Raw genomic sequence first — 12,601 nt, 5'->3', positions numbered from 1 at the left:
CCATGCCTATAGCTCCCAGAATCACAGTCGTTGAAGACGAAGATGCCCTCAGTGTTCTCCTGCGTTATAATCTGGAGGCAGAAGGCTATATTGTCGAAACCATCAGCCGTGGTGACGAAGCCGAAATCGCCTTGCGCGAAAAGGTGCCGGATCTGCTGATCCTCGATTGGATGCTTCCAGGCCTTTCCGGTATTGAACTTTGCCGCCGCCTGCGTGCTCGGCGCGAGACAGAAATCCTGCCGATCATCATGTTGACCGCGCGCGGTGAAGAAAGCGAGCGTGTTCGCGGTCTTTCAACCGGTGCGGATGATTACATGGTCAAGCCGTTCTCGACACCGGAATTGCTGGCACGCATCAAGTCCATGCTACGCCGGGTCAATCCAAGTCTCTTGTCGCATGTGTTGAGCTTTGGAGATCTGAAACTTGACCGCGAACAGCACAGGGTTTTCCGCAAAGAGCGTGAACTCAAGCTCGGACCGACAGAATTCCGCCTGCTGGAATTCCTGATGCAGTCTCCAGGCCGGGTGTTCTCGCGCGGACAACTCCTGGATAATGTATGGGGCGCGGATATTTACGTCGATGACCGCACGGTTGACGTGCATGTTGGCCGTTTGCGCAAGGCAATCAATATTGGCAGATCGCTTGATCCGATCCGGACCGTGCGCGGTGCAGGCTATTCCTTCGGATAGGATTAAAGCGCGTTTTTCTTTATCGAATTTCTGTCTCGGCCGGGAAACAGAATTGGCGTTATATGAGCCAATTTGCGCTAGAGATGGCTTGCGCAAATGACCGGTAGTCTCATTTAAACAGAACTGCTTCTACCGGACAAAAAGCGCGGTGTCCGAAAAGGGCTATTCGGCGGCAATCAGCGGGAAGTTTGTTGCTGGTAGCGGATCTGGCTCGACCAATGTCTCCAGAAGTGGCCGTTGGATAGCTGTGCCGCCATTGATCTCCAAAATATGCGTATAGAAGTTTTCGCCGGAAACCGAGCGTGGCGCTTCGATCTCATGCATCACGCTGATAACGGTGGTTCCGGCACAATGATCCTTGATGGCCTGATGGAAGGCGATCTTGGAGTCCGGGTCCAGCGCGCCGGTTGCTTCATCAAGAAACAAAACCGCAGGCTTGTGCAGCAATATGCGCGCAAGCACCAGTTTCTGCTTCTGGCCACCCGACAGGAGCTGGTCCCAAGACGTGCCATCGCGGCATTCTTCACCAAGGTTTTCAATAAAGTCGCCCATGCCGGCGCGGTGCAGGGCGGCCGCAACGGAGGAATCGCCAAAACGGCTTTCATCCATTGGAAGGCATACGAGCTGTTTCAGCGACACGCCGGGAAGTTTGACCTCCTGCGCCGCATACATTGTTGCCGCATCTTTCGGGTAAAAGATTTCACCACGGCCATAGCCCCAAAGCCCGTTCATTGCTTTGAGCAAACAGGTTTTTCCACTACCGGAATCGCCCTTGATGTAAGCCCATTGGCCCTTGCGCAACCGCATATTTCCAAGTGTGAGAAAAGCTTTGGCCTCGCTGTCGCGATGCATCAATTCAAGTCCCCGCACCGAGACGCCAAAGGCTTCATGCTGTGTTGCAAATTTGAACTCACTGACACCGGTGGACCGATAATATTCCGAGGGCTGGCTGACACGCTCGACCGCTTGGGCCAATTCGGTAACGCGCCGTGCATTTGCCTTCAAATTGGCAATTGCGGGCATGACATGGATAAACCAGGAGCATTCATTGATCATCGAACCAACAAGCTCGGAACCGGTAATATAGTTCTTGAAGCTGATCGTATTACCCATATAGGGCAGAAGACCGGGTATATAGGCGACAATACGGGCGGAAAAGAAATTGTAGATCGAGGTGAACGACATATAGCAGGCATCGAACACATTGAAACGCCCCCAATTATTGTCGACGCTTCTGTAAAGCTTGTCATTTAACGACTTTTGAACAGTCTCGCCATTGGCAGCGGCAACCTGAAAGCTGCGGCGCAACAATGTGGTCAGCTCACTTCTGTAACTGCCTTCGGATTGCTGCATGGCGAGGGTGAGTTTTTCAAGAGCGCGGCCAATACGCATGGCAATCCATGTGCTGACGGGCACGTAGAGCGCAATGGCCGTAAAGGCCAGCGTGGCACTGCCATAATCTCCAAGAAAATCAAGGCCGGGTATTGGCGTTGAAAGTTCAATGAGTTTCTGGCCCACGAAAAGAATGGACATTGTGACGCCCAGCACGCCCATGGCCAGCCCAATGGCGCCGCCGGTCATTCCCTTGATGGATTCCTGAATGCGCTGGTCGATATTGTCGGGAGTCTGCTCCGCCGAACTTCCCTGCTGCAAATGATAATGTGTGTGCTGTTCATCAAGCAGCGCCTCACCGAAGTGGCCATTGAGCCAGCCGCGCCATTTACGATGCAAGGTTGTCGAAAGGAGGTGACGGACACCGATGAAGCCAATTTCCTTGACTGCAACAATTGCAACGAGAATACCGGCATTTGCGAGGATCACATTGAGCGGATTAACGACAAAAGGGTCGTGTATGTCGACCAGCGAGTTGATCAACTCGCCCGACGCCATCGCCATCCAGACGCTGGCCTTGCTGGCTGCGGCGGTCAAAAGCGCAATGGCGATTGTCAGCGTCCAGGCTTCAACCCAGCGCTCGGAGGTCCAGTACGCCCTAAGCAGTCCCCAGAAGCTGCACATTGATGCCAATGCGGAGTTTCCGTTGACGGGAGATGATTTCCCAACTGACTTGGTGCCTGATTGCAAGAGATTGCCCCGGTTTGATTCCAATTACAGTAACACAATGTTACGCATTGCAACAAACCGTGGTTAAAATGGGGTTAAAATTTGCGAATATGATGAGTGATCAGATTTCGCCGGACACGTGTCGGCGCTGCCGGTCAAGCTCTTCACTGTATCGCCGCAGCGTGTGGCTTTCGCTCAAAAGTCCGACGACCTTCAGTTCCACAATGTCGTTAACGACGGCCAAAGCTTCGGCTTCGGCATTGTCGAACAGGCGTACGGCCTGTCGCGCATTCATTTGCGGTTGTAGATACTCACCCTGATATTTGATCAATGGGCCAATAGGTTGCGCTTCATCGGTTGTCTCCGTGATGCCTGAATGCGCTTCCGCAACGATTATGATGCCGACATACTTATTCTCATCGCTGACAATGATGACACGTTGCGTTGAGCCGAGCGGAAACTCCTGACGGAATTCGCTGATCCTCATCTTGTCGGAAGCCGTGCGCACATCTGTACGCATCAGCTTGGCCACTGTCAGATTGCGAATCCAACCCACATCGTGGGCGCTACGGATGCTTTCACCCCGCAAGTGAAAGCGCCATGTGGCAAAGGAGTAGCCGAATGTATTCCGGACTGTAATGGATGCCGCAATGACAGCGGCAAGCACGAGAACCGTTATCGGAAAGTCCCCTGTGATTTCCAATGCGAGGAAGGTCATCGTCAAAGGGCCACCGATCACCGAGACTGCCAGAGCGCTCATGCCGACAACCGCATAGGTCACGGGCGTCAGGGTTGCGTGGGCAAAGACATAGGGTGCGGAAAAAGCAAAGAGTTTGCCAAGGAGTGCACCTAGGAAAAGTGAGCCGAAGAACAGGCCCCCGCGAAAACCCGAACCGATGGAAATGGCGGACGCAAGCGCTTTCAGCAGGATAATACCGATAATGCCGGCAATAGGCCCTGTGTAATCCAGATTGAGATGCAGCGCGCCATGACCTCCCGACAGCACCTGCGGTGAAATCAAGGCCAGTCCGCCGACAACCGCACCGCCAAGGACGGGTCGCATCCAGAATGGGATGAAGCTTTTGCGGGCGAGTTCTTCAACGAAAGCGACGCCCTTCATCAGCGCGATACCAGCACCGGCACAAAGCAAGCCGAGGAGAAGCGCCGGGACATAGTCGGCGGGAACAACGGTGCCGAACTCGCCAATGTCGATAACGAAATTATCACCGGCAAGTGCCCGCGCGACAAGATTGGATACAAGTGCGGCGGCAACAACGGGTGTCAGGCTTAAAATAGTATAGGAACCAATGATCAGCTCGAAGGCATAGAATGCGCCAGTCAACGGAGCGTTGAACGCGGCGGCGATAGCGCCGGCAGCGCCGCAACCAACGAGGATGCGCATATCCGAACGTCTCAAGCGCAAGGACAGACCAAACTTCGACGCCAAACCGGAGGCGAGCTGGGTATAACCTGCCTCCAGTCCCACGGAAGCGCCAAAGCCATTGGAAATCAGATTCTGGACGGTGACGATGATGCTGTCATTGAGTGAGAGACGGCCACCATGCAGGGCATTCGCCTCAATCGGATCGACAATCGGCTTTTTACGGTAGAGCGCCAGAAGGAAGAGCAGGACACCAAGAATAGCACCCCCCACAATTGGAGCGAAAAAGAGCGCCGTATGACTTGCGGACATTGATGATGACAGACGTTCACCGGGTTGCAGGTTGAAGATCACCAAGTGCAGATATTGGGCGATGCGGCTCATCGCGGTCACGACGAAACCTGAAAAAATGCCGACGAGTACGGCAACCAGAACAAGGCCTGCTTCATGACTTCGTGCAAAGGCACGCAAGCGGCTCGGTGCGAGAAAAATGGAGAAGACGCCGAGACGACGCAATGTAAACTTACGGAGCATGGAACGGTCTTTGAATTATTCGAACTGCGGGAAAATATGCCGTTTCGGGCGTCTTTTGGTTATAGCGACAAGCCCTGACCCTAAGCCGCTTGGCAGCAAAATTCAAATGATGCATGCGCATGCGTCCATTGATTGCTTTTGGGTTTTCCACTTTATGGCGAGATTTTCCAGATCGCCCGAAGCAATTCTTACAACCGCCATAATGACGACATGCAAGCGACATTGAGCGCGGTCAGATTGCCAGCACTGTCATCATTTGAGGAGAGAATCATGCTGGAAGCGATTGAACCAACACTGAACGAATTGCTGGCTGAACCGATCATCCGTCAAATGATGGCGAGTGATGGCGTGAAGTCGGATGAGGTTCGCACATTAATGGCGCGCGTCGGCAGGCTGAGCCAGGCACCGCAAAGACAGGAACGCGCATTTCACGTTCTGAAAATGCCACCCAATTGGCTTTATCGTCCGGGTGCGGCAGAGCGTTCAATGTGCTGCCCGAAATAGAGCCGCATGATATACCGGACCTTCCGGCATGAGATGGCGCCTGTCCTGCCCGACACGGCGCCAATTTCTTTTGGTGCTCTTGCGCAGTTGAGCTGTGCAGAATTTCGATAATCCTCTTGTCATTTTCCCTTTCACATTGCGAAAAACTGCCATTGCCTATTAAGTAGCGGTGATGGGGTTGTGATCAAAAAATAAACAATAAGGGGAATGATATGAAAACTGTTTTCCAATTAGGCCGCAGGGCTTTCATCGGGCTCGTCGCTGGCGCTGCCTTGACAATGGCCGCTTTTGGACCGGCGGCAGCTCAGGAAAAAATCAAAGTGGTTGGCATCTACACGGTTCCGATTGAGCAACAATGGGTTAGCCGGATTCATCTGGCGCTAAATGCCGCCAAGGAGCGTGGCGATATTGACTATTCCTACTCGGAAAATGTCTCCAATACGGATTATGAGCGCGTTATGCGCGAATATGCCGAACAGGGAGCAAATCTGATTGTTGGCGAGGCATTTGGCGTTGAAAAGCCCTCGCGCGCTGTTGCCGCCGAATATCCGGATATCAAATTCCTCATGGGTTCTTCGCTACCGCCGGTAGAGCCGAACTTTGCCACCTTTGATAATTTCATTCAGGAGCCTGCCTATCTGACCGGGCTCATTGCTGGCGCCAAGACCAAAAGCAATATAATCGGGCTTGTCGGTGGCTATGCAATTCCGGAAGTTAACCGGCTGATGAATGCCTTTATTCAAGGCGCCAAGGAAACCAATCCTGACGTCAAGTTCCTCGTGACCTTTATCAATTCCTGGTATGATCCGCCCAAGGCCAAGGAAGCGGCATTCGCGATGATCGATGCCGGTGCGGACATTATGTATGCCGAACGCTTCGGCGTGTCCGATGCTGCCAAGGAGCGCGGCGTTCTGGCCATTGGCAATGTGATCGATACATCCAAGGATTATCCCGGAACAGTTCTTGCCAGCGCGCTTTGGCATTTTGAGCCGACGGCCGACAAGGCGATCGCGGAGGTGAAGGCGGGCAGCTTCAAAGCGGCTGATTTCGGGATCTATTCATTCCTCGGTGCCGGCGGCGGCAGCATCGTCGTCGATGAAAAGCTTGCAACCCCGGAATCAATCACGATCGCAAAAGCCAAGGAAGCCGAGATCAAGGCGGGGACGCTGAAGATCGAGATCAATGACGCGGAACCCAAATCGACGAAATAGGGCAATCAAGGCAGACTATAACGCATTGAAGAGGGTGGATTAATTGCACAGTTTGCGCTGCGTGGTTCGCCCTTCGACAAGCTCAGGAAGCTCGCCATGAGGGAGGTGGGTTGATTGCGTGGATAATCGCGACTGTGCAAATCATCGCTTCTTGCCAAACGCCACCTTCCTCATGGTGAGCTTGTCGAACCACGCATGATGTGTATGCCAAGGATAATATGGGAAATGGACAAGATCGCTTTTGGTGAGGCAGAGACATGACACAGACAAAAGGACAGGCGGAGAATGGCTCTGTCGTCCTGGCTCTCGACAACATCACCAAGCGCTTCGGTTCTCTCGTTGCCAATGATGATTTGAGCCTTTCCCTCAAACGGGGTGAGATACTCGCGCTTCTCGGCGAAAATGGCGCCGGGAAGACGACATTGATGAACGTTCTTTTCGGGCATTATGTGCCGGAAGAGGGGGCGATACGTGTCGCGGATGATTCAGGTGTTCTGCATGAATTGCCCAAAGGCTCGCCGAGTGCAGCTCTGGATGCTGGTGTCGGCATGGTGCATCAGCATTTTACATTGGCCGAAAATCTGACGGGTTTCGATAATATTGTGCTTGGCACGGAATCGCTATGGCAGGTCTGGCGCAGCCGTCGCGCTTTGCGCAAACGGATCGACGCAATCATGCGTGAAAGCGGGCTGACGGTCGATCTTGACGTGAAAACCGCGCAACTGAGTGTCGGTGAAAAACAACGTATCGAGATTCTCAAGGCGCTTTACCGCGATGTGCGGGTGTTGATTCTGGATGAACCGACCGCAGTATTGACGCCGCAGGAAGCGGACGGGCTTTTTATTATTCTACGCCGGCTTGCTGCAAGCGGATTGGGCGTTATTTTCATCTCACACAAGCTGGGTGAAGTATTGGCGGTTTCACACCGCATCGCGGTGTTGCGGGGCGGCAAGAAGGCCGGAGAATTGACTACGGCTTCTGCGGATAAACGTTCGATCGCTGATATGATGGTCGGGCGCGCTGTGCCGCCATTGCAGCGCAAGCCATCGCAGATTGGCGCGGCAGTGCTGGAATTTGATCAAGTGTCGTTGAAACGCGGATCGGTGCGTCAATCGCTCAACGAGGTTTCCTTTGTCATCAAGGCAGGGGAGATTGTCGGCGTGGCGGGTGTGTCAGGCAATGGCCAATCGGCAATTGCGGCTTTGGTTTCAGGCCTTGAGACAGTCGATAAAGGTTCGGTGCGGCTCTATGGCAAGCCCATGAAAACTGGCGATCCGCGCGCTTTGGTTGCGGCGGGCGTTGCACGCATGCCGGAAGATCGCCAGCATGATGGTGTGGTCGGGTCCATGTCGGTGGCCGAAAATATTGCAATAGAAGATCTGCACGGCAAAGAGTTTCAGACCGCCGGATTCATCAACCGCAAGGCCATGCGCAAAAGGGCGAGTGATGCCATCAAGGCCTATGACATACGTTGCCAGGGACCAGATGCACAGGCGCGGCTTCTTTCGGGCGGCAATATCCAAAAGCTCATTCTGGCGCGTGTATTGGAGCGTTCTCCCAAACTTATCCTCGCCAATCAACCAACGCGCGGCCTCGATATTGGCGCCCAATCGGAGGTCCATCAGCGTATTCTCGCTGCCCGGGATCGTGGTGCAGGCGTGCTTCTGATCTCGGAAGATCTGGATGAGTTGTTTGCACTTTCCGACCGGCTGCTCGTGGTGCATACGGGCGAAGTGATGGATGCAGGACCAGCAGAAGGACTGGACCGGGGATCAGTGGGAATGATGATGGCGGGACATACCCTACAGGTGGCATCGTGATGCGGATATCGTTGCAGCCTCGTAATGATGTTTCGCTCAATGCGCGCATCATCATTTCCGTTATAGCTGCGCTTGCCGCTTTTGCCTTGGTGGCTGTGCCGGTGAGTTTTGCGGGCGTATCGCCGCTGACGGCCTATTGGCTCATGTTCAAGGGCTCGTTCGGCTCCATATTTGCCTTTTCCGAGACGCTTACCCGGGCAACACCGCTCGTTTTGACCGGCCTCGCCGCTGCCATCGCATTCCGTGCCAAGCTCTGGAACATTGGTGCGGAGGGCCAGCTTTATGCCGGAGCTCTCGCGGCAGTTGGTGTGGGCAGCGGGCTTTTATCCTTGCCGGGACCTTTGCTGATACCCGCCATCATCCTTGCCGGTATCATTGCCGGTGGTCTGCTGATGATCGTTCCTGCGCTGCTGAAACTACGCTTTGGTGCCGATGAAGTCGTGGTGACATTGCTGCTCAATTTCATCGTCATACTCTTCGTTCAGATGCTGATAGAGGGGCCGATCAAGGACCCGCTTGCGTTGGGCTGGCCACAATCGGTTCCATTGGCCGATGCAGCCGCCTTTCCCAAGCTCTTTGCGCGCATGCGTGTCCATGGCGGGCTGATTATCGGCTTGGTCGCAGCGCTCATTTTGTGGATTACCGTTTCCAAAACTGTTCTCGGTTTTGAAATCAGGGCTGTGGGTGAAAACAAGCCAGCGGCGCGATTTGCCGGAGTGCCTGTAAATGCGACTGTGCTGAAAGTGGCCTTGATCTCCGGTGGGCTTGCGGGTCTGGCAGGGGTGAGCGAGGTGGCTGGGGTCAAAGGTTATCTTTCAGCCGATCTGTCTCCCGGTTTCGGTTACTCCGGAATTGTCGTTGCGATGCTTGCTGGTCTGCATCCCCTTGGCGTCGTCCTTGCGGCACTGTTTGTGGCGGCAGTCTTTGTCGGCGCGGATTCCATGAGCCGCGCGACGGGTGTGTCCAACTATCTCGCTGATCTCGTGGTCGCGCTGTCGCTGCTTTGCGTTCTCGTGGGTGGATTTTTCCTGCGCTACCGTTTGAAATTCGAACGTGGCATTTCGCCCCTGCAGGCAGGAGAGTAGAATGGAAATTCTCGAAATCCTGTTGACAGTAAATTTCTGGGCGGCAGCCATCCGCATCGCAACGCCATTGATTTTTGGCGTGCTCGGCGCATTGCTCTGTGAGCGTGCCGGCGTGCTCAATCTCGGCATTGAAGGCATTTTTACTGCAGGCGCGATGGCAGGGTGGATGGCGGTCTGGATGGGCTGCGGCCTATGGACCGGCGTGCTGGTCGCGGCGCTGGCAGGAGCAATCTTCGGATTGCTGCATGCAATTCTGACGGTGGTGCTGGGCCTGTCGCAGCATGTTTCCGGCATTGGCATAACGCTGCTGGCAACAAGCATGGGATATTTCACCTATCGCACGGCCCTGCCCAATGTGTCGACGCCACCGCGCATTGTCCCGTTTCAGCCGCTTGATATCCCGGTTCTTTCCAATATCCCGTTTATTGGTCCGGTACTGTTTCAACAGACAGCATTGACCCTATTGGCTTTCGTCCTGGTCGGCGTGGTCGCGTGGCTGCTTTACCGCACGCCGCTTGGCCTTGCATTGAGGGCTGTTGGCGACAATCCATCCTCAGTGGAAGCGCAGGGCCTTTCGGTGCGCGGCCTGCGTATAGGTGCGGTAATTGCCGGATCTTCGCTTATGGCTCTTGGCGGTGCATTCCTTACAATGTCAGCCTTTGATGCTTTCTTCTTCGGCATGGTCAACGGACGTGGCTGGATATGCATTGCGCTCGTCGTATTCGCGTCATGGCAACCGGGAAAAGCGCTGCTCGGAGCCTTGCTGTTTGGCGCATTTGATGCGTTTCAAATCAGGCTGCAAACCGAAGTGGGAGCATTCGTTCCAGGACAGGTTTTCCTGATGATGCCCTATCTCCTTTCCATTCTGGCGCTGGTTCTGGTTGCCCGCAAGGCTGACTATCCGCGTTCATTGCTCGTGCCCTGGTTCAAGGGTCAAAGATAAAGGTTTCATCATGTTCGATCTGAAAGTAACCAATGCAACCCTGCCTGATGGTCGCTCAGGCATGGATATCGGCGTAATATCCGGGCGTATTGCAGCGGTTGAAGCCAATGTGACCGGCGAAGCGGGTGAGGTGATCGATGCGGCGGGTCTCCTGGTATCGCCGCCTTTCATCGACTGCCATTTTCACATGGATGCAACGCTGTCGCTGGGTCAGCCGCGTTTGAACGAGAGCGGCAGGCTGCTGGACGGAATTCAGATATGGGGTGAGTTGAAGCCGCTCCTGACGCATGAAGCCGTGATTGAGCGCGCAATGCGCTATTGCGATCTGGCGGTCACGCAAGGGCTGCTTGCTATCCGCACCCATGTCGATATTTGCGATGAGCGACTGCTTGGCGTCGAAGCCTTGCTTGAGGTCAAAAAGCGCGTTGCGCCCTATATTGATCTGCAACTCGTGGCTTTCCCGCAAGACGGTTACTATCGTTATCCCGGTGCGGTCGATCTGCTTAAGCGCGCACTGGATTTGGGTGTCGACGTTGTCGGCGGCATTCCTCATTTCGAGCGCACCATGGCAGATGGTGCAGCAAGCGTTCGGGCCTTGTGCGAAATCGCTGCCGAGCGCGGGCTGATGATCGATCTGCATTGCGACGAGACTGACGACCCGCTGTCACGCCATATCGAAACTCTGTCCTATGAAACGCAAAGGCTCGGACTTGGCGGTCGCTCGACAGGCTCGCACCTGACATCCATGCATTCGATGGATAATTATTATGTCAGCAAGCTCTTGCCGCTGATTGCAGAAGCTGGTGTGGCCGCAATCGCCAATCCGCTGATCAATATTGGCATTCAGGGCCGCCATGACACTTATCCCAAGCGCCGCGGAATGACACGCGTTCCGGAACTTCTGGCTCATGGCGTTACTGTCGCCTTCGGCCATGATTGCGTGATGGATCCTTGGTATTCGCTGGGGCAGGGCGATATGCTGGACGTTGCCAGCATGGGACTGCATGTGGCGCAGATGACCAGCCGCGACGCCATGCGCCAGTGCTTTGCTGCGGTGACGACAGAGCCGGCCAAGATTTTGAATCTTGAAGGCTACGGGCTTGATGTCGGCTGCAAGGCCGACATGGTGCTGCTGCAAGCCGCCGATACGATAGAAGCCATACGCCTGAAGGCAACCCGCCTTGCTGTTATAAAGGGCGGCAAAGTGATCGCGAAAACACCGGCAAAGGTGAGCGCGCTTGATCTTGCAGGCAGGCCAGAAAATATTGATCCTGCAAGTTATGCGCCGCGGCTCGGGTGAGTTGGGTTCACATAAATTCTTCGAATATGTGTAGACAAAAGAAACCCGGCCTGCCTATCATATAGTCAGATATCTGCTTGCCAAAAAAATAAACAAAGGGGTTCTGTCACGATGAGTTTAAAAAAATACATCGCAATCGCGTCTGTTGCTTTTGCACTTTTTCCCACCGCTGCACTTGCAGAGACAGCAGTTTCCGTCGGCCTTTCCGGATGGACAGGTTTCGCGCCGCTGACGCTGGCAAAGCAGGCCGGAATTTTTAAGAAGAACGGTCTTGATGTGACGCTGACCAAAATTCCGCAAGCCAGCCGTCATCTGGCGCTTGCTTCCGGCGATGTTCAATGCGCGGCAACCACCGTGGAAACATGGATTTCGTGGAATGCCAATGGTGTCGCGACGAAGCAGATTTTCCAGATGGACAAATCCTTTGGCGCGGACGGAATGGTGGTACGCAGCGATGTCAACGCGATTGCTGACCTCAAGGGCAAATCCGTTGCGGCCTCTGCACCTGGCACCTCGCCTTATTTCGTGCTGGCATGGATGCTGAAGAAGAATGGTCTTTCGATCAAAGACGTGAAAGTAGTCAATATGGAACCTGGACCGGCGGCACAGGCTTTCGTCGCTGGGCAGAATGACGCGGCCATGACCTATGAGCCATATCTGTCCACTGTTCGCGCTGCGCCAGACAAGGGCAAGATCATCGCCACCACATTGGATTATCCGGCTGTGATGGATACTTTCGGCTGCACGAATGAGTTTCTGGAGAAGAATCCTGAAGCTGCAAAAGCGCTGGCCAAAAGCTATTTTGATGCATTGGCCCTGATTGCTTCAGACAAGGATAAATCTTTTGAGATCATGGGAGCAGATGTAAAGCAGTCCGGTGCAAAGTTCGCAGAATCTGCCCAGTACCTGAAGTGGCAGGATCAGGCTGCAAACAAGATCTTCTTCGAAAAGGAATTCATGACCTTTTCTGAGGAAGCTGCAGAATTGCTGCTTGAAATTGGCATCATCAAGAAGAAGCCCGATCTTTCAACAATTGTAGATACCAGCTTCATACAATAATGAGGCTTGCGCGA

At 54.2% G+C, this 12,601-nt stretch carries 10 protein-coding genes; 8 read left to right on the top strand and 2 right to left on the bottom strand.

The genetic code is table 11. From position 1 onward, the window contains the following. The first annotated feature begins 2 nt into the window (after positions 1-2). Positions 3-689 (top strand): phosphate regulon transcriptional regulator PhoB, encoded by a 687-nt coding sequence (gene phoB, locus ACTJI9_RS20180; RefSeq protein WP_008128223.1) that lies wholly within the window; start codon positions 3-5, stop codon positions 687-689. A 162-nt stretch (positions 690-851) separates the two neighbouring features. Here the strand turns inward: phoB and ACTJI9_RS20175 are convergent, their stop codons facing one another. Continuing rightward, positions 852-2,705, bottom strand: coding sequence for an ABC transporter ATP-binding protein/permease (locus ACTJI9_RS20175; RefSeq protein WP_440810575.1), 1,854 nt, complete (start codon positions 2,703-2,705; stop codon positions 852-854). Positions 2,706-2,871: 166 nt separating this feature from the next. Beyond that, a complete protein-coding gene (locus ACTJI9_RS20170) occupies positions 2,872-4,665 on the bottom strand; it encodes a chloride channel protein (protein WP_440810535.1) in 1,794 nt (597 codons plus the stop codon). 270 nt (positions 4,666-4,935) lie between these two features. Between ACTJI9_RS20170 and ACTJI9_RS20165 the strand changes: the two genes are divergently transcribed. From ACTJI9_RS20165 to ACTJI9_RS20135, 7 genes are all read left to right on the top strand, one after another. Next, positions 4,936-5,169, top strand: a complete 234-nt coding sequence (locus ACTJI9_RS20165; protein ID WP_115054158.1) for a hypothetical protein — start codon at positions 4,936-4,938, stop codon at positions 5,167-5,169. Between the two features lie 212 nt (positions 5,170-5,381). Continuing rightward, a complete protein-coding gene (locus ACTJI9_RS20160; RefSeq protein ID WP_115054159.1) occupies positions 5,382-6,380 on the top strand; it encodes a BMP family protein in 999 nt (332 codons plus the stop codon). Between the two features lie 257 nt (positions 6,381-6,637). Beyond that, a complete protein-coding gene (locus tag ACTJI9_RS20155; RefSeq protein ID WP_336442048.1) occupies positions 6,638-8,200 on the top strand; it encodes an ABC transporter ATP-binding protein in 1,563 nt (520 codons plus the stop codon). Next, complete coding sequence (locus tag ACTJI9_RS20150) at positions 8,200-9,285, top strand: ABC transporter permease (RefSeq protein ID WP_336442114.1); 1,086 nt, start codon at positions 8,200-8,202, stop codon at positions 9,283-9,285. The genes ACTJI9_RS20155 and ACTJI9_RS20150 overlap by 1 nt, the downstream gene beginning before the upstream one ends. A 1-nt stretch (position 9,286) precedes the next feature. Next, the gene (locus ACTJI9_RS20145; protein ID WP_440810532.1) at positions 9,287-10,228 is read left to right on the top strand and encodes an ABC transporter permease; all 942 of its coding nucleotides are present in this window, start codon (positions 9,287-9,289) and stop codon (positions 10,226-10,228) included. Between the two features lie 7 nt (positions 10,229-10,235). Continuing rightward, positions 10,236-11,528, top strand: a complete 1,293-nt coding sequence (locus tag ACTJI9_RS20140; RefSeq protein WP_440810573.1) for an amidohydrolase family protein — start codon at positions 10,236-10,238, stop codon at positions 11,526-11,528. 111 nt (positions 11,529-11,639) lie between these two features. Next, a complete protein-coding gene (locus ACTJI9_RS20135) occupies positions 11,640-12,587 on the top strand; it encodes an ABC transporter substrate-binding protein (RefSeq protein WP_115054163.1) in 948 nt (315 codons plus the stop codon). The last annotated feature ends 14 nt before the right edge of the window (positions 12,588-12,601 follow it).

This window comes from Phyllobacterium sp. 22552 (genome assembly GCF_052044585.1).
GTDB classification, from domain to species: Bacteria; Pseudomonadota; Alphaproteobacteria; order Rhizobiales; family Rhizobiaceae; genus Phyllobacterium; species Phyllobacterium ifriqiyense.
The sequence above is the reverse complement of the archived record's forward strand: the minus strand, read 5'-3'. Positions and strand labels throughout refer to the sequence as shown.

Excerpts from the sequence above, each read along its gene's own strand:
- ACTJI9_RS20145 (WP_440810532.1), top strand. The coding sequence starts at position 9,287 with ATGGAAATTCTCGAAATCCTGTTGACAGTAAATTTCTGGGCGGCAGCC.
- ACTJI9_RS20175 (WP_440810575.1), bottom strand. The coding sequence starts at position 2,705 with ATGTGCAGCTTCTGGGGACTGCTTAGGGCGTACTGGACCTCCGAGCGC.
- phoB (WP_008128223.1), top strand. The coding sequence starts at position 3 with ATGCCTATAGCTCCCAGAATCACAGTCGTTGAAGACGAAGATGCCCTC.
- ACTJI9_RS20160 (WP_115054159.1), top strand. The coding sequence starts at position 5,382 with ATGAAAACTGTTTTCCAATTAGGCCGCAGGGCTTTCATCGGGCTCGTC.
- ACTJI9_RS20135 (WP_115054163.1), top strand. The coding sequence starts at position 11,640 with ATGAGTTTAAAAAAATACATCGCAATCGCGTCTGTTGCTTTTGCACTT.
- ACTJI9_RS20170 (WP_440810535.1), bottom strand. The coding sequence starts at position 4,665 with ATGCTCCGTAAGTTTACATTGCGTCGTCTCGGCGTCTTCTCCATTTTT.
- ACTJI9_RS20165 (WP_115054158.1), top strand. The coding sequence starts at position 4,936 with ATGCTGGAAGCGATTGAACCAACACTGAACGAATTGCTGGCTGAACCG.
- ACTJI9_RS20150 (WP_336442114.1), top strand. The coding sequence starts at position 8,200 with ATGCGGATATCGTTGCAGCCTCGTAATGATGTTTCGCTCAATGCGCGC.
- ACTJI9_RS20155 (WP_336442048.1), top strand. The coding sequence starts at position 6,638 with ATGACACAGACAAAAGGACAGGCGGAGAATGGCTCTGTCGTCCTGGCT.